Genomic DNA, 18,265 nt, shown 5'->3' with positions numbered 1-18,265 from the left:
GGAGTTGGTGATTGTGCAAGCGACAGAACAAAAACAAAATTTACAAAAAGCTGATGAAAAGTACCTTTGGCATGCAATGAGAGGAGCAGCTCCTAGTCCAACGAATTTAATTATCACAAAAGCACAAGGGGCATGGGTGACGGATATTGATGGAAATCGTTATTTAGACGGTATGTCCGGTCTTTGGTGTGTGAATGTTGGGTATGGCCGCAAGGAGCTTGCGAGAGCGGCTTTTGAACAGCTTGAAGAAATGCCGTACTTTCCTCTGACACAAAGCCATGTTCCTGCTATTAAGTTAGCAGAAAAATTGAATGAATGGCTTGGTGATGATTATGTCATTTTCTTTTCTAACAGCGGGTCGGAAGCGAATGAAACGGCGTTTAAAATTGCTCGTCAATATTATCAGCAAAAAGGGGACCATGGACGCTATAAGTTTATTTCACGCTATCGTGCTTACCATGGTAATTCAATGGGAGCTCTTGCAGCAACAGGTCAAGCACAACGAAAGTACAAATATGAACCATTAGCACCAGGGTTTCTGCATGTAGCACCGCCTGATACGTACCGCAACCCGGATGATGTTCATACACTGGCAAGTGCTGATGAAATCGATCGTGTCATGACTTGGGAGCTAAGCCAAACAGTAGCCGGCGTAATTATGGAGCCGATTATTACTGGTGGAGGAATATTAATGCCTCCTGATGGTTATATGGCAAAGGTTAAAGAGATTTGTGAGAATCACGGTGCGTTGCTCATTTGTGATGAAGTGATATGTGGATTTGGCCGGACAGGGCAACCGTTTGGATTTATGAACTATGACGTCAAACCAGATATCATTACAATGGCAAAAGGTATTACAAGTGCATATCTTCCTTTGTCAGCAACGGCAGTCAGACGAGAGATTTATGAGGCATACATAGGCAGTGAAGATTATGACCGCTTCCGTCATGTGAATACGTTCGGAGGAAATCCTGCTGCCTGCGCTCTGGCTCTGAAGAATTTGGAAATCATGGAGAATGAGAAACTCATTGAACGCTCCAATGAATTGGGTGAACGACTGTTATATGAACTAGAGGATGTAAAAGAGCATCCAAACGTAGGAGATGTTCGTGGAAAAGGCCTTCTTTTAGGTATTGAACTAGTGGAAGATAAGCAAACAAAAGAACCGGCTGCCATTGAAAAGGTGAACAAAGTCATCAATGCTTGTAAAGAAAAGGGACTGATTATCGGTAAAAATGGTGACACCGTTGCAGGATACAATAATATTTTGCAGCTTGCTCCTCCATTAAGCATCACAGAAGAAGACTTTACTTTTATTGTTAAAACAATAAAAGAATGTTTATCTCAACTTTAACTAATTATTGATAAATCTTGTTAAAACACGGAATTGCACATCGAGAGATAAAACTTTTTTAAATACTGATCTAAACACTCTAAAAGAGGAACTCTGAAAGGGATGAGTTTATGAAAGCTGATGTTGTATTGATAAATGGAGAAGTTATTACAGTAGATCAAAAGAATTTAGTAGTCGAAGCTGTAGCAATAAAAAATAATCGGATTGCAGTTGTTGGTTCAAATCAGGAGGTTAAGAGTTTTATAGGAGAAAATACGAATGTAATTGACCTGCAAGGAAAAACGCTTCTTCCGGGATTCATTGATTCACATATTCACCTCATTTCTTATGGGGAGAATCAGTTGGCGGTAAGTTGTAAAGCTGAACATATCGATTCTATCGAGGCTTTGTTAGATGACCTTAAAAAGAAAGCCTTAGAAACTCCTAAAGGTGAATGGATACGTGCTTGGGGCTTTAATGAAACCTCTATGAAGGAAAAGCGCTATCCAACAATCGCTGAGCTGGATGAGATTTCAGTTGAACACCCCATTATTGTATCCCGTACTTGCCACCATATAAGCGTGGTGAACAGCAAAGCATTAGAAATTGCGCAAATTAACGAGAACACACCGGATCCTAATGGGGGAATTATTGAAAAGAATCAGGCTGGAAGGCTTACAGGAAAGTTAATTGAAGCAGCAAATATGGGTATGAACGAGGTTGCAAGTTATACAGAAAGTGAACTGATGAAGGCTGTGAAAATTGCATCAGACCATTTCGTTGCAGCCGGCATAACAAGTATACATGATGCAGGTGGAAACGGTGCTGAGAGTTATCGTTTACTGCAACAAGCTGTGAAAAGTAAGGATATTCGTGTCCGTATATATGCAATGATATGTCAGGTAAATAACTCCCATGAATTTGTAAATAAAATGGTCGAAGCTGGTGTGGTAACTGGGACCGGAGATGAGAGATTCAAAGTTGGACCAGCTAAATTGTTTACAGATGGAAGTAGCACCGGACCTACCATTGCAACTCGAGAACCCTACTCCAGCGATTCTAACAATTCCGGGATTCTTTATTATAGTGAGGAAGAAATATACAAAGTTCTAGGTGAAGCACATAAAAAAGGCTATCAAATTACCGTACACGCTCAAGGTGATAAAGCCATTGAAATGTATTTAAATTGCGTAGAAAGAGCGTTAAAAGAAGCTCCAAGGAAAAATCACCGTCATCGAATCGAGCATGCAGGGATTTCAACCCCAGATTTACAAGAAAGAATGAAACAACTTGAAGTCATCCCTATTCCAAACCCACCATTTCCATATGAATATGGCGAGATATATGTACACAATTATGGCGAACGTGTTAATTATATGTACGCTGCTCGTGATTATATAGATAAAAATATTGTTGCAGCGGGTAGTTCAGATGCACCGGTTACTGATTATAACCCTTTATTAGGAATTCATACTGCAGTTAATAGAAAAAGCCGATTTGGAGCCGAAATTGGCACTAATCAATCCATTAGTGTACTAGAAGCTATTAAACTTTACACATGGAATGGCGCTTATGCAAGTTTTGAAGAAGATATAAAAGGCAGCCTAGAGGTAGGGAAACTAGCTGATTTAGTTATATTAAATGACAGTATTTTAAAAGCTGAACAAGACCGTATTAAGGATTTGAAAGTGGAGACAACGATTATTGATGGAGAAATTGTCTATCAAAAGGAGAATGATTTAATAATGAAAAATTAGTTCCAAGCAAAAGGATTTGTTAATAAAAGGAGTTTCATTACAATTCTATTAATTTCACATCATTCTATTAACAAATCCTTTTATGATATTTGCTCTTAATCCATAAAAATTCAAACTATAGGAGGTCGAGCATATTTTGAAATATATTAAACTCTTACTCTTAATCCCTTTTATAGGGTTTGTAGGATTCTTGCCATTTGCAAATAAAATTGAGCCTTACGTGTTAGGAATGCCTTTTCTTTTATTTTGGATTGTATTTTGGATGGTACTTTCCTCGATTATTTTAACCATTGTTTATATGCTTGATCCTGATAATCAAGGGAGTGAGACAGAATGAATATATCATTATTTATTATTTTCATTTTCTTAATCCTAGCTCTTTATACTGGGATAGCAGCAAGAAGAGGAAAAGATATGAACTTGCAGCAATTTTCAGTTGGTGGCAGGGGTTTTGGAAGCTTGTTCTTATTTCTATTAATAGCTGGAGAGGTTTATACGACTTTTACTTTTTTAGGCGCAAGTGGCTGGACGTATTCCAAAGGTGCTGCTGCATATTATGTGCCAACGTACATATTTCTAGCATATATCATATCTTATTGGATTGCACCTAAGATTTGGAGATACGGTAAAGAACATGGAATCCTTTCACAACCTGACTATTTTGCATCTAAATACGATAGTCGAGCAATGGGTATTATAGTAGCTATTGTGGGAAGTTTAGCGATTGTACCATATATTTGTATACAAATGAAAGGGTTAGGGATCATTGTTTCAGAAGCTTCTTACGGAGCTATTTCACCAGTAGTTGCAAGTGTTATAGGTGCAATAGTTATTACAACATATGTAATATTATCTGGTATTCATGGCTCAGCTTGGACAGCTGTGCTTAAAGATATTATGATTTTGGGAGTAGTTATTTTTATAGGTATATACATCCCAATCCACTATTTTGGCGGAATTCAGCAAATGTTTAAGTCTGTTCAGGATGTTAAACCTGAATTGTTAACGTTAGCCAATCAGGGACTAAGTATACCGTGGTTTATCTCTACTATCCTTTTAAATGCAATATCTTTTTATTTATTGCCGACTTCTTTCTCAGTGGTTTTCTCAGCAAATGGTGAAAAATCACTTCGCAGAAATGCAATTACCCTACCTTTATACACCATATTATTACTGTTTGTTTTTTTTATTGGCTATTCAGCTATCGTAAAAATTCCTGGTTTACAAGGAGCTGATGGAGATCTTGCTCTTTTAAGATTATCTATTCAAACATTTGATCCTTGGGTCATTGGAATACTTGGAGCAGCTGGTTTACTAACGGCTTTAGTACCAGCATCTGTTATGTTATTGTCTGCATCTGTTGGCTTAACAAAAGGGGTTTACAATGTTTTTGTTCCAAAAGCTACAGAAAAACAACAGTTAGTAGCCTCAAAAATATTCATCATTATCCTTTCTTTGACTGCTTTAATCTTCACCGTATCTGGCGGGGAAGCACTTGCAGTGTTAAACATCATGTCATACAGTCTTATCGCACAATTGGCACCTGCATTATTCCTTAGCTTTTCCTCAAAAAATTATATTAATAAATATGGCGCAATGACTGGAATTATTACAGGAGTGCTCATTGTATTGTATGCTACGATTTTCAATATAAAAATTGCAACCTTTTTCCCAACAGTCCCACACACTATTAACGACATTAGTACAGGAGCCATAGCATTATTAATAAATATTGTAATAACCATTATTGTAAGTTTAGCTTCAAAAAATATACCGATTAAAAAGGGGTCCAACCAACAAAACGCAGAAAGTATACGTTATTAAGACCAAAATGGAAAAACTTTTAAAAATGAAGTACGGTACATATTGAACATGACTAATGTGTACCGCCCTTTATCGGCATATCCGGAGATCCAAAAGAATGTAAGTCATTAGGGTTTTTACTGACCAAAATTACCGAAGTGTTAATAAAGGAACAAATAATAAAAAGCGTTAGCAATTTCTTAGATGAATTGCGTTCTTCTATTGCTTGCATGCTCATTTTTGAAAATGAAAAAGGGGATGCCTTCATGAATGAACACTTGCAGCAACTTTCATATGAATTAGAAGACAGAGCAATTTTAAGGTGGCCTGTCATAAGCCCTGTATTAGCAAATTTATTTCTACATTACACGTTTGATAAATGGATGGCTATTTATCATCCAAACAATCCGTTCGCTAGATATGCAGATGAAGCAGTCATCCACTGCAAGATAGAGGAAGAAGCGAAGAATTTGCTTGAATCGCTTAACAAGAGAATGAAAGAATACATCCAGCAAAAACGAAAATGTCTATTGTAAGGATGCAGATAGAAAAGAAAAACATGAAAACATAGCGTTTGATTTTCTAGGATACACGTTCAGACCAAGGCTGTCGAAATATAGGTGGGGAAAACTTTTTGTGAATTTCACACCCGCCATCAGTAATAAATTTCAAGAAATCAATCCGGCAAAAAGTGAGAGATTGGAAACTAAAATTAAAGGGAGATAAAGAGCTCATTGACTTATCAAATATACTCCTCACCGACTCCAAAAGATGCAAAATGCCTGGAAAGAATCCTCTTGATAAACATTAATAACATATGGGTAAGCCGTATGCCTTAATAGGGCACGTACGGTTTGAAAAGGGGGAAGCCATGAGAGTGGTTTCCCTACTTTATTTCCTGCTATAGGATAAGCTGGATTCTTATCGACTGTCACGACACGAGGCTCAGAAATATGAAAAGACTGCAAAGATTTCTTGAAGAATCGCTTTGCAGCCTTGTGGTTTCTTGATTTGCTTAGGAAAAAATCGATGGTATTTCCTTTCGAATCGACAGCACGATACAGGTACATCCATTGACTTTTTACTTTTATATATGTTTCATCGACACTCCAAGAGTTTATTGGTTTGCCTTTAGATGAGACGGATACGTTTATCTAATTCAGGACCATACTGATGAACCCAACGCATAATCGTTGTATGAGCAACGGATAAGCCTAGTTCCTCCTCCATCATTTCCACCAAATCACGAAAGTTCAAGTTGTACCGTACCAAGTCGGAGGGAATGCTTCACAAAAAAAGAAATCGTAGTTGTTAAACAAGAGGAAATAACAATTCCTTAAGACTTTGAGCAGTCTTCCCCCTATGGGGAGTCTGCTTCATTTTAAATATATGCATCGCTTCTACTCAGAAACCCTACATCGTCGAACATACTTGATAAAACGAATTATGTTATTCAATTTGGTCTTCTTTAATAGTTAGTACGGTTGTATAAAAAGTCAGAAAAATATAAAATATATTTAAGATTATTAGAGTATGTTCCTGTTACTATCGAATCATTACATTTTTTAGCATGAAATTACATTTAAAGAAAAGAGTGAGTTTAATAATGAAAGACATTAAAAATATCTATTGTGTAGGTCGAAACTATGCTTTACATGCAAAAGAATTAAATAATGAAATACCAACTTCCCCTTTTTTATTTTCAAAACCAACTCATTCGCTTGCAGAAGCAAATGGCCAGTTAATTACGTTGCCAAGTAATCAGGGTTCCATTCACTATGAAACAGAACTTGTCATACATATCGCAAAGCAGTTCCAAACAGGAATGAAAGTAGATGAAATAGTTGATGCTATGGCCATTGGGTTGGATTTAACACTTAGAGATGTTCAATCACAGTTAAAGCAAAAACAGCATCCTTGGCTTTTGGCTAAAGGATTTAAAAATTCAGCTGTTGTTAGTGATTTTATTCCATTTCAGGGTGTCAAAGCATGTGAACAATTAGATTTTTCTCTTTTAAAAAATGGAGAGCGTGTACAAGTCGGAAATATTAAAGACTTACTTTTTGATTTGCAAACGATAATCGAGTTTACAGCAGAACATTTTGGGCTTGGAAAAGGCGATATTATTTTTACCGGTACTCCAAGTGGCGTCGGTCCTCTTTCAGATCAAGACAAGCTTTCACTAAACTGGGGTGGAAATGAAATTGGATCCTGTTCAGTCACACTATAACCATAAAGTAGAGCACATTTTTGATTGTTTTTTATTTAGTCCCCAGATGTCATTGCAACTAAATGGAAGGAGAGAGTAGCTAATAAAGAGGGAATTCAGTACTGGGAGAATTAAATAAGGAGCAATTGATGTAGAGAACCATTGGCTTTGTTGATAATAAGTCTAATATAGTAGTGGGGTTTATAATTCACTTGATGGTATTCTAGTTCTAACGTCATTGGTCTGTTGTAATGATATTTCCTGTATACAAAAAATATCTGAATCAGCTACCGTTGAATAGTACATAAATCCTCTTTTTTTCATAAAGGATGCCTTTTGCATTCCACGAACTCCATTTCCTTTGTGGGATTGATAATTTGTGACTATGTTTTAAGAAAATGACTACTTTAAAAAAATGTCTAACACTATAATATTAGGTAAAGCCTAATATTATAGTGAAAATTATTAAATAATTGGAGGATATTTTAAATGAAGCACCTAGTTGTTTATGCACATCCAAACCCTGAAAGCTTAAATCACTCTATTTTAGAAACAGCAGTTCATGCATTAAAGAAAAACGGTCACGAAGTTGTTGTCCGTGATTTATATGCACTTGATTTTCAACCTGTACTGAAACCAGAAGATTCAGCAGCTATGAAAGCAGGAAATACTCCAAATGATATTAAAACGGAACAAGAATTTATTACGGAAGCAGATGTTATAACATTTATTTACCCTATATGGTGGACTGGTCTTCCAGCAATTCTTAAAGGGTATGTAGACCGAGTATTTGCATTTGGGTTTGCTTATTCTGCTGGAGAAGAAGGTATAATTAAGTTATTAAAAGGTAAAAAGGGTTTTATTATCAATACACACGGAACGCCTAACGAGGTTTACGATAAGGTGGGTATGACAGCAGGCTTGAAAGTTACCTCCGACATTGGGATATTCGATTTCACTGGAATCGAACCTGTGGAACATTTACTATTCGGAAGTATTGGTTACCTTGATGAAGACTCATATAAAGGTATGTTAGAGAAAGTTGAAGATACAATTAATTCCCATTTCTCATAATCATATACAAATGTTGAAAAAGTCTGCTCATTTCTGGGGAGTCTTGAAAGGAAGAGGCAGCTTTTTTTCTTTGCAACTAAAGGGATGCAATCCCCCCTTCAGAAAGAGAAGAGGGGGCTTCCCTTTTGTGAAAAATTGATTCGTTAACCTTATGATCTCTTGTCTTAAATAAAGGTTAATCTTATTTCCTTCATATTAGGTTGGAAGAAAGCGCATAGTTCTGAATGAATAGAGCCGATGATTCTTAAATGAATCATCGGCTCTTTACAATTAACCTGAAACTAATAGAAAGGAGAATTTTAAAAGAATTATCCCTCTTTTCTTCATAGACATCGCTTAGAAGCGGAGGACTTATCTTTTAGCCTCATTTAACTAATAAAGGGCCTCTTGCCTGAGTTTTTAATTCGCATACAGGCGATATTGGTCACTTAATGTATCTCCATTACCGTAAATATAGGCTTTTGAGCCTGATGTATAAGAAGAATCGTCGTACTTCCATTTGATTCTGAGACCCATGTACCCGCCTGCTCCATAGGTGTTCTCGCCATTCTTTTTAATATATTGCGAGAAACTGGTCCACGTCTTGGGGCCAACCACACCATCTACTATCAGATGGTTTTCTTTTTGATATTTCTTTACACCCGCTTCGGTTTTCGGCCCAAAAATCCCATCAACGTCAACCACTGCTGAATCAGTATAAAAACCCATGACATTGAGGATATACTGCATATTTTTAACTTCCACCCCATGGGTGTCCTTCCGCAAAATCGAGTTTTTATCCCAGCTTTGCGGGTGGTGAAATCCTCCAGCAGATGCTGAAGCAGTGGAAAAAGATATCCCCAGGACTATTGCTAATACTATCAAACAGGTAAGTAATTTCTTCAAAGCGCCATCTCCCTCTTTTTTATTTTCAATACACCTTACTAGTTCCCCTCAGATTTTATATTCCCCTTCCGACAAATGTCCTGTTTATTTTGAAACTGCTAAACAAACATAGTCACCAGTAAGACCACAAAATTGGATAAGTTGTACGAACAATAGAGAAAATCCTTAAAGCTTTAAAAGAAGATGCTAGCTCTTAATCATTGTGTTCAAAGGAGAAACAGATCATCTGATACCTTTTTACGCTGTTGGAGTATTTATCCCTTTTCCCTTATCCCAAACAGGAATGATGCTTAAATGGGTTAGAGAAAAACCTAAAGGTTGGATTCCAAAACTAATTATTAATTCAATTGGCGGGTTAATTAACTTTATCATCACAATGATTTCTTTTTTTACTAAATTCCACAGGTTTTGTAGGTATTGGTATTTCTACCTATCATTATTTTAACCTTTCATCGAATTAGAAAGCACTATGAAGCTGTTGGCGATCTGTTGCGACTTACAACATGCGAGCCTTCTAACCTAAAATATATATATATAAATTTTATAAAAATGATAATTCATGTAACTTAAACAGTATTATTTGATGGTTTCTAATTACCTCTCTAAATCTTTATCCAGTATAAAAACTTCAATTCTTTCACCTGTTTTAGTGCTAATATCACTATGGGAAGAAAGAACTTTACATCCAGTATGATCTTCAACTATTTTTTCGTAATCCTTAGTGTACATTTCACGAAGAAGCGAGCGCATTTTTTTTACAAGTTTTTTGCCGGAATTGTGACTGACAAGATGCTTTTCTTCCACAGTCAGGACCCCTTTAAAACGAGTAATCAACATGTCATTAATTATATATGTTTTTGCTTCCTGTGGTCCTCTGCCTATCAGATCACGCTGGAACTTAATAAATGCTGCACTTATTTCTGCTTCAAGTTTCTTTTTTGGATTTAACATAATGCCTCCATTTTATCTCGGGAATTTATGGGATTTATCATAATGCCCAACCTTAGTTATTGTCAATGTAAGTTTACAAACCTATAAAAAAATGTAATCACTAGAATTATTAAGTAAAGTTAGCTTTTGATGACTTATTCGGACTAAAATGACTTTATTTGGTCGATTTTGAATTAATATCGTGATTTTATGAGGTTTACAAACATTTAATGATGAGCGTAGAATAATCCACATAAATAACAATTTGATATCGGCCAAATCTCAAGAAATTGAGAACGGAGGACCCACTATTTTTGGGGTTAATTCTGCATTTGCAGAAGGGATGAGATACTCTTTCGCCATCCTACCCGTCAGCTAACTTCGTCGGCTAAAGCGAAGGAGGTCATAAGACCACCTTAATTCAGGAGGCTTTTTTTGTTATGTTTGTAGCAAGATAGCAACCTGTCATTTCCGTAGGTCTTTTTATTATGCCTATAAACGAAAAGGTGTCTTGGAAGACAGATCGCACAGAGAGCTGTAAAGCTTGCTGGGTGATAAGTAGACCAATGAGTACTTTTTCTCCAATTTTATATGTTTGCTTTGCAATTAATCCAATAACCGATGCGTGAATCGTATTTATTAACGCGGGGATATGGATAGCTACTGCATGGCTGCATACATGGGGAAAGAGTAAGCATTGGTCTATTTTTTTATGTTATCAACTGGCAGGCTTCTCTTCCCCAGAAAGAATGCAGATTGAAAATTAATAAGAGAAAGTACTAATGGGGTGGATTGTATGGGAAAAGTGCTGCTTGTTGGAAAAGGAAAATTATTTATATCTGTAAAGGAAAGTATAGGGCCACCCACACGGATACAAGTAATGTAGAAACTGTAGACTATGATGAAGAATGGTTTAAGCCTACAAGAAACCTGAAGGAATGTGATGGAAAAATGGTTCATAAATCAGAGCAGGATAACTGTGTTTATCTATTCCCTAATTCTCTGTTTGATGGAATTAATCTTGTGAAAATATTTTCAGAGTTCAAATCTTATAGGTTTTTTGTTGTCACTCATGATCATCAATATTCTAGTCTATATAAAAAATGGGAGCTGATTTTGTCATCTTCAGTAAACCAGAATGTTACAGCTATAACTGGCTGCTAACAAGTGGAACCTAGTTTCTTTAAGAAACTCAAAGGGGGTGAGTACATTTTAGTTTGAAATTTTTATAGTTTGGAAGGAGAGACGTCAATGGATCTTATATCAGTTTCACTTACAGCTTTTTCATTCTTAACATTTTTTGGATTTATCCATTTTTGTAACAAAGTTATAGAAGAAAAAGGAGAGTAGAAACGATGTTTTTATTATTTATTGTTGGAGCACTTTCGTTGTATTTAATTCATGCTTTAATTTACCCGGAAAAATATTAATAGCTACAAAACGGAGGAAATGCAAATGGATTTTTTACAAATCGGTCTGGTATTGGCACTCGTCATTATCCTGGCAATACCACTGGCGAAATATTTAGCTAATGTTTATTCCCTTGAAACAACAAAACAAGATCGGATGTTTGGATGGTTAGAAAGGGGCATTTATAAATTATCTGGTATTAATACCGGTGATATGAACTGGAAGCAATATGTAAAGGCACTACTATTGAGTAATTTAGTCATGTTTATTATTTCGTACATGATCATTCGATTTCAAGGAATTTTACCGGGTAACCCAAGTAAGATAGACAACATGGATCCATTATTGGCATTCAATACTGCTGTAAGCTTCCTTACCAATACCAATTTACAGCACTACAGCGGGGAATCGGGACTTTCTTATTTATCGCAAATGGTCGTCATCATATTTTTGATGTTCACGACACCAGCTACCGGTCTTTCGTTATGTATGGCTTTTTTCAGAGGCCTGACCGGGCAGTTCAGTATGGGGAATTTTTATGTGGATTTAATTCGTTCCATCACCCGGGTACTACTGCCGTTATCTATCTTAATCGGTCTTGTCCTAGTATCTCAAGGGGTTCCGCAAACCCTTGATCCTACGGCCATTGCAACTACATTGGAAGGTGCGAAGCAGAATATTGCACGTGGGCCAGTAGCTGCGTTAGAGTCTATTAAACATTTAGGGACAAATGGCGGTGGATTTTTTGGTGTCAACTCGGCACATCCCTTTGAGAATCCTAATGGTTTCACCAATATATTAGAGATTTTATCAATGTTTCTGATACCTGTTGCCCTTCCATTAACGTTTGGATATATGGCAAAAAACAAGAAATTAGGTTGGATTCTTTTTTCAGCAATGGGATTAATGTTCCTTGTGTTCTTAGGTGTTACGTATTTCAGCGAACAAAATGGAAATCCAGCATTAGAGAGAATAGGGATTTCTCAAGAGAATGGAAGTATGGAAGGGAAGGAGGTGCGGTTTGGAATCGCACAGAGTGCCCTTTTTACAGCCGTTACGACAGCAGCTACTACAGGTACAGTCAATAATATGCATGATACGCTTACTCCACTTGGAGGATTAGTGCCATTGGCAGAAATGATGTTGAACTGTGTGTTTGGCGGTGATGGAGTAGGGACGGTCAATATTCTTATGTACGCAATAATGGCTGTATTCATTGCCGGGTTGATGGTTGGACGAACGCCGGAGTTTTTAGGTAAGAAAATTGAAGGTAGGGAAATGAAACTAATAGCGATTGCCATCCTTTTACATCCATTAATCATCTTAGTTCCGTCGGCCATTGCTTTAGCTACACAAATGGGCACTTCGGCTATTTCTAATCCGGGTTTTCATGGAATTTCGCAGGTTGTTTATGAGTTTACCTCTTCAGCAGCTAATAATGGCTCCGGATTTGAAGGTTTAGGGGATAACACTCCATTTTGGAATCTATCCACCGGCTTAGTCATGCTGTTTGGCCGTTACTTTTCTATGATTGCACTAATCGCTGTCGCAGGTTCATTACTTACAAAGAAACGAGTTCCCGAGACGATTGGAACGTTTAAGACAGATAATAGCACTTTCCTGGTCATTCTCTTAGCAACGGTATTAGTTATTGGCGCTTTGACGTTCTTCCCAGTAATTGCACTCGGACCAGTAGCAGAATGGCTCACAATTAGATAATGAAGAAAAGGAGTATTCTCAATGAGTACAACGCGTAAAGGGACTCTCAATAAGGAAATTGTCTGGCAAGCTATAAAAGATGCCTTTAAAAAATTAGATCCAAGAATAATGGCTCGAAATCCTGTCATGTTTGTAGTTGAAATAGGATTTGTAATCACTCTTTTACTATCCATATTCCCAAACTTTTTTGGAGGAACATCGGATAGGGGTTATAACATAGCCGTAAGCGTAATACTGCTTGTTACAATACTCTTTGCTAACTTTGCCGAAGCATTAGCAGAGGGGCGGGGTAAAGCGCAAGCCGAAAGCCTGAAAAAGACGAAACAGGATACCAAGGCAAAGTTATGGCAAAAAGATGGTTCTATAATGGTTGTGGAAGCCACAGAACTCCGTAAAGGCGATATTGTCTTGGTGGAAACCAATGATTTAATCCCAACCGATGGTAGTGTAATTGAAGGAGTAGCCGCAGTAGATGAGTCCGCAATTACTGGCGAATCAGCTCCTGTAATCAAAGAATCTGGTGGGGACTTCTGTTCTGTAACTGGAGGAACGAAAGTCATCAGTGACTTTATCAAAATTATCGTTACTTCAGACCCAGGTGAATCCTTTCTTGATCGAATGATTAACCTCGTAGAAGGAGCTAAAAGGCAAAAAACACCTAACGAAATTGCACTGAGTACCCTGCTTATTAGTTTGACCCTTATCTTTTTGCTTGTTTGCACTACACTAGTACCAATTGCTTCTTATATTAAAGTCACATTACCCATAGCAACCTTAGTTGCATTACTGGTCTGTTTGATACCAACAACCATTGGGGGCCTATTGTCTGCCATTGGGATAGCGGGTATGGATAGGGTTACTCAATTTAACGTCATTGCCATGTCGGGAAAAGCTGTCGAAGCAGCTGGTGACATTAATACCATAATCCTTGATAAAACAGGAACGATCACCCATGGGAACCGCATGGCTTCAGCTTTTTTACCGGTTAAGGGGATAAGCCAAGCTGAGTTAAATAAAGTGGCTGTTCATTCATCATTACACGATGAAACGCCTGAAGGCCGATCTGTCATCGAACTTGCTAAAAAAGCCGGTTTATCTGATAAAGAATTAGATAAAACCGGGACAGTAGGAATTGAGTTCACGGCTGAAACTCGGATGAGTGGTACAGACTTTTCTGATGGTAGAAAAATCAGAAAAGGTGCTGCTGATTCAATAAGACAATATTTACAGCAACAAGGTGAAAAAGTACCTGGGGATTTAGAGAGCATTACTAATGAAGTCGCATCTGCGGGTGGTACGCCACTAGTTGTTGCAGAAGGAAACCGTGTGCTGGGTGTCATTTACTTGAAGGATACAGTAAAACCAGGCATGAGGGAACGCTTTGATGAATTGCGGAAAATGGGAATTAAAACCGTTATGTGTACCGGTGATAACCCATTGACTGCTAATACCATTGCTAAAGAAGCCGGAGTAGATGATTTTATTGCCGAAGCCAAGCCTGAAGATAAAATTTCTGTCATTAAACAGGAACAAGCACAAGGCAAACTTGTGGCCATGACGGGAGATGGAACGAATGATGCCCCTGCATTGGCCCAGGCTGATGTTGGATTGGCGATGAATACAGGAACCGTCGCAGCGAAGGAAGCCGCGAATATGGTGGATTTGGATTCTGACCCTACAAAAATTATCGAGGTAGTGGCCATCGGGAAACAGTTACTCATGACACGGGGTGCCTTGACAACCTTCAGTATTGCGAATGATGTGGCTAAATACTTTGCGATCATTCCAGCTATGTTTATGTTGGCCATTCCGCAGATGAAGGCTCTAAATATTATGAATCTGGCTACACCACAAAGTGCTATTTTATCAGCTTTAATTTTTAACGCTGTTATTATCCCCCTTCTCATACCATTGGCAATGAAGGGTGTAAAATACGTTCCTATGAGTGCTTCAAGATTATTAACCAAGAATTTGTTCATATACGGATTAGGTGGAGTGATAGTTCCTTTCATAGGAATCAAACTTATCGATGTAATCCTAGTCATGTTTCATTTAGCTTAAAATCAAAAGTAAGGGTGAGAATCCATGTTGAAAAATATACGCGTAGTTCTGGTGCTACTTGTTATGTGTGGAATTGCCTATCCATTGCTAATGACAGGTGTTGCTCAAGTCATTATGCCTGCAAAAGCAGATGGCAGTTTAATAAAAAACGAATCAGGAAAAATCATAGGTTCTGAACTAATTGGTCAATCTTTTAAGGACCCAGGTTACTTTCATGGTCGTGTTTCTTCTATAGAATATGATGCGGCAGGCTCAGGTACACCCAATTATGCCCCATCCAATGAGGACATGATCAAGCGCACAAAAAAAGATTTGGCAACATTTTTAAAAGAGAACCCTACTGTCAAACAAGAGGAGATACCTGCTGATTTACTGACAAACTCTAGTTCGGGCCTTGATCCAAATATTTCACCCCAAGGGGCGAAAATTCAGGTATCACGCATTGCTAAAGAGCGAGGTGTATCTGAAAAAAGTATATTTAATCTTGTTGATAAATATACGGAAGGACGGTCATTAGGAGTTTTTGGAGACCCCCGAGTGAATGTATTAAAATTAAACATAGCATTGGACCAACTAAAATAACTTTTGAAAAGGAGAGTTTTTCACTCTCCTTTTAACCTTGAACTGGATTTAGGAGGTCAGTATTATGTTAGAACAATTCCGAAGAAAAACCCCAGATGAGATATTGAATTCCATATTAAAAATAAAAAAGGGCCGGCTGAAAATTATACTTGGCGCAGTCAGTGGTTCAGGCAAAACCTATCATATGCTTCTTGAAGGAAACGATTTGAAAAAGCGAGGTATTGATGTCGTTGTCGGTATTATTAGCGCATCTAATCGTCCGAAAACCTTGGAACAAGTGGGAGGTCTTGAAATCATTCCAGCTATCGAATGGGAAGTTAAAGGAGAGACTAAGCATGATTTAGACTTGGATGAAATATTCGCAAGAAACCCTGAAGTTGTGTTGGTAGACCTGCTTGCTCATAAAAACAGACCTTCTGCCAAAAACGCTACAAGACTAGAAGATGTACAGGAGTTAATTGACAATAAAATCAGTGTCATTACAACCATAAATATTTATGAACTTGCCGGTGTTAAAGAAGTAGCAGAACATCTCACGGGACTCCCAATTCATGTGAGTAATACTGTGCCAGAGGATACGCTTTCTCACGCTGATGAAGTGAAATTATTGGACGTAACCCCCGAAGCTATCCTAAAACGTCTACAAGAAGGAGATTTAGATGAAAAACATGAGCAAGTAAAAGGACATGCTCACCTTTTTAAAAGACATAACTTAGCTGTACTTAGGGAATTATCCCTTCGCTTCCTGGCAGGGGAGGTAGAGGATGATTTATACGAATATCGAGAGCGTAAAGGGTTATCTGGTCCCTCTGGTGCTTCAGAGCGAATCTTAGTATGTGCTCAATATCATTGGAATGGTTCCATTTTAATCCGAAGGGGAGATCAAATTGCCAAGCGATTAGGCAGTGATTTATTAGTTACTTGTTTTATCCCTAATCAAAAATCACTTTCCAAAGTAGAAGCCACATTTAAACGATCAATTGGGAAATTAATAAAAAAATTAGATGGGACGTTTGAAGAAATATCTATCAGTAAGGAAAACATTGCTGAAGAAATTGTGGCCTATGCTTTATTGCATAATGTCACTCGAATTATACTTGGTCAGTCTAAAAGAACTCGTTGGGAAGAGATTATTCATGGATCCATCGTCAATCGGATTTTACGTATAACAAAGAATATTGATGTATTTGTTGTTGCAGACCGAGCTGAAGTGGAAGGAGAACGGATCATACCTGCTATTCAAACACAGAGGAAAAAAGAAAATCCCTATCGCAGGCTATCTTCAACCGAATTAAAAGAGAAGATACAAAAAGTTAAAAGAGGTACCTTAAAAGTATATATTGGTGCTGCTCCTGGAGTAGGAAAAACATATACTATGTTAAGGGAAGCCAATCAATTAAGGAAAAATGGAATCGACGTAGTCATTGGCTTACTAGAAACACACGGGCGTAAGGATACGGGGAATCAGATAGGGTGTTTAGACATGATCCCTAGAAAAAAAGTGCAATATAAAAATGTAACCTTGGAAGAAATGGACCTTGATACTATCATTCTGCGTAATCCTGAAGTAGTACTAGTGGATGAGTTAGCTCATACGAACATTCCGGGTAGTAAAAATGCTAAACGGTATGAGGATGTAGAAGAGATACTAAGTGCAGGAATTTCTGTAATTTCCACTATGAATATTCAACATTTAGAGAGTTTAAATGACAGTGTCGAACAAATTTCTGGAGTCCGAGTAAGGGAAACTGTACCGGACCGGATCCTACATTTAGCAGACGAGCTGGAATTAATAGATATTTCGCCTAAGACATTAAGACAACGTATGCGAGAAGGTAACATTTATACAATGGATAAAGTAGAGCAGTCGTTAAGCAATTTCTTTAAAACTGGAAACCTAATTGCGCTCAGGGAGCTTGCATTACGTGAGTTAGCAGACGATGTAGATGATCGGCTGGAATCATATGAACGGAAAAATGGCGTAAGAGGACCTTGGCGAACAGAGGAAGTCATTTTTGTTTGTGTAAATTTACGTCAAGATTCAGAACGTTTAATACGAAGGGGATTTCGAATAGCGTATCGTTTGAAGGCCCAATGGTTTGTTGTTTATGTAAAAGACCATCAAAACTTGTCTAATGAAGAGGAAGTCATATTGAAAAGAGTCATGGTTCTAACGGAACGATTAGGAGGGATATTTGAAATATACCATGCCACACATCGGCGTTTAGTAGTAAAAGAAATAACGGGACAATTAAAAAATAAAAAAGCAACACAAGTAATTATAGGTCATTCAGCTAGGTCGAGGTGGCAAGAAATAAAAGAAGGCTCCATTGTTGAACGTCTTCTTCGCGAGACGAGGTATTTAGATGTACTAGTGGTAGCTGATTGATTGTTCAAGAAAGCTATCAAAAACCCGTTCGTAAAAGTACACTTTTACGAATGGTTATTTTTTTAATAAAATCCTCTTATTTTAACGTTCGTTAAAATGAAGGATGGCAACGT

14 protein-coding genes, 2 pseudogenes and 1 riboswitch are annotated in these 18,265 nt (G+C 37.5%); of the genes and pseudogenes, 13 read left to right on the top strand and 3 right to left on the bottom strand.

The window, feature by feature from the left end:
• Window positions 1-13: 13 nt before the first annotated feature.
• The 5 genes from UP17_RS14595 (at window position 14) to UP17_RS28910 (ending at window position 5,429) form a co-directional block, all read left to right on the top strand.
• Window positions 14-1,354: an aspartate aminotransferase family protein gene (locus UP17_RS14595; RefSeq protein WP_061466118.1), complete on the top strand. Its 1,341-nt coding sequence runs from the start codon at window positions 14-16 to the stop codon at window positions 1,352-1,354.
• A gap of 110 nt (window positions 1,355-1,464) precedes the next feature.
• Window positions 1,465-3,090, top strand: a complete 1,626-nt coding sequence (locus tag UP17_RS14590; RefSeq protein WP_061463693.1) for an amidohydrolase — start codon at window positions 1,465-1,467, stop codon at window positions 3,088-3,090.
• Between the two features lie 136 nt (window positions 3,091-3,226).
• Window positions 3,227-3,427, top strand: coding sequence for a DUF3311 domain-containing protein (locus UP17_RS14585; RefSeq protein WP_061463690.1), 201 nt, complete (start codon window positions 3,227-3,229; stop codon window positions 3,425-3,427).
• Window positions 3,424-4,914, top strand: a complete 1,491-nt coding sequence (locus UP17_RS14580; RefSeq protein ID WP_061463688.1) for a sodium:solute symporter family protein — start codon at window positions 3,424-3,426, stop codon at window positions 4,912-4,914. The genes UP17_RS14585 and UP17_RS14580 overlap by 4 nt, the downstream gene beginning before the upstream one ends.
• Before the next feature lie 245 nt (window positions 4,915-5,159).
• Window positions 5,160-5,429, top strand: a complete 270-nt coding sequence (locus tag UP17_RS28910) for a reverse transcriptase domain-containing protein (protein ID WP_061463684.1) — start codon at window positions 5,160-5,162, stop codon at window positions 5,427-5,429.
• A gap of 363 nt (window positions 5,430-5,792) precedes the next feature.
• Here the strand turns inward: UP17_RS28910 and UP17_RS26675 are convergent.
• Window positions 5,793-6,162: pseudogene (locus UP17_RS26675) on the bottom strand (IS6 family transposase); the annotation flags it as partial.
• Between the two features lie 337 nt (window positions 6,163-6,499).
• On the opposite strand from UP17_RS26675, the gene UP17_RS14555 reads away from it, so the two are divergent.
• Together UP17_RS14555 and UP17_RS14550 are read left to right on the top strand one after the other, a co-directional pair.
• Window positions 6,500-7,123 carry a fumarylacetoacetate hydrolase family protein gene (locus UP17_RS14555; protein WP_061463682.1) on the top strand — a complete coding sequence of 208 codons (624 nt, stop codon included), beginning with the start codon at window positions 6,500-6,502 and terminating at the stop codon, window positions 7,121-7,123.
• Between the two features lie 468 nt (window positions 7,124-7,591).
• Window positions 7,592-8,176: an NAD(P)H-dependent oxidoreductase gene (locus UP17_RS14550; protein ID WP_061463680.1), complete on the top strand. Its 585-nt coding sequence runs from the start codon at window positions 7,592-7,594 to the stop codon at window positions 8,174-8,176.
• A 399-nt stretch (window positions 8,177-8,575) separates the two neighbouring features.
• Here UP17_RS14550 and UP17_RS14545 read toward each other — a convergent pair whose 3' ends face one another.
• On the bottom strand, window positions 8,576-9,061 hold the full coding sequence (locus UP17_RS14545; protein WP_061463678.1) for a peptidoglycan-binding domain-containing protein: 486 nt from the start codon (window positions 9,059-9,061) through the stop codon (window positions 8,576-8,578).
• A 190-nt stretch (window positions 9,062-9,251) separates the two neighbouring features.
• Here UP17_RS14545 and UP17_RS28905 point away from each other — a divergent pair.
• Window positions 9,252-9,574 (top strand): annotated as a pseudogene (locus tag UP17_RS28905) (amino acid permease); the annotation flags it as partial.
• A gap of 81 nt (window positions 9,575-9,655) precedes the next feature.
• On the opposite strand, the gene UP17_RS14540 reads toward UP17_RS28905, so the two are convergent.
• Entirely contained in the window at window positions 9,656-10,012 is a 357-nt protein-coding gene (locus UP17_RS14540) for a Na-translocating system protein MpsC family protein (RefSeq protein ID WP_371748431.1), read from the bottom strand.
• A 242-nt stretch (window positions 10,013-10,254) separates the two neighbouring features.
• Window positions 10,255-10,396, top strand: a riboswitch (cyclic di-AMP (ydaO/yuaA leader).
• A 950-nt stretch (window positions 10,397-11,346) separates the two neighbouring features.
• Between UP17_RS14540 and UP17_RS29575 the strand changes: the two genes are divergently transcribed.
• From UP17_RS29575 to UP17_RS14515, 5 genes are all read left to right on the top strand, one after another.
• The gene (locus tag UP17_RS29575) at window positions 11,347-11,421 is read left to right on the top strand and encodes a potassium-transporting ATPase subunit F (RefSeq protein ID WP_081109011.1); all 75 of its coding nucleotides are present in this window, start codon (window positions 11,347-11,349) and stop codon (window positions 11,419-11,421) included.
• 25 nt (window positions 11,422-11,446) lie between these two features.
• Window positions 11,447-13,120 (top strand): potassium-transporting ATPase subunit KdpA, encoded by a 1,674-nt coding sequence (gene kdpA / locus UP17_RS14530; RefSeq protein ID WP_061463674.1) that lies wholly within the window; start codon window positions 11,447-11,449, stop codon window positions 13,118-13,120.
• 21 nt (window positions 13,121-13,141) lie between these two features.
• Window positions 13,142-15,181 (top strand): potassium-transporting ATPase subunit KdpB, encoded by a 2,040-nt coding sequence (kdpB, locus tag UP17_RS14525; RefSeq protein ID WP_061463673.1) that lies wholly within the window; start codon window positions 13,142-13,144, stop codon window positions 15,179-15,181.
• Between the two features lie 24 nt (window positions 15,182-15,205).
• Window positions 15,206-15,763, top strand: a complete 558-nt coding sequence (gene kdpC / locus UP17_RS14520; protein WP_061463672.1) for a potassium-transporting ATPase subunit KdpC — start codon at window positions 15,206-15,208, stop codon at window positions 15,761-15,763.
• A gap of 64 nt (window positions 15,764-15,827) precedes the next feature.
• Window positions 15,828-18,152, top strand: coding sequence for a histidine kinase (locus UP17_RS14515; RefSeq protein WP_061463671.1), 2,325 nt, complete (start codon window positions 15,828-15,830; stop codon window positions 18,150-18,152).
• The last annotated feature ends 113 nt before the right edge of the window (window positions 18,153-18,265 follow it).

The organism is Peribacillus simplex (assembly GCF_001578185.1).
Taxonomy (GTDB): Bacteria; Bacillota; Bacilli; order Bacillales; family DSM-1321; genus Peribacillus; species Peribacillus simplex_A.
This window is presented reverse-complemented; position numbering and strand designations above follow the sequence as displayed.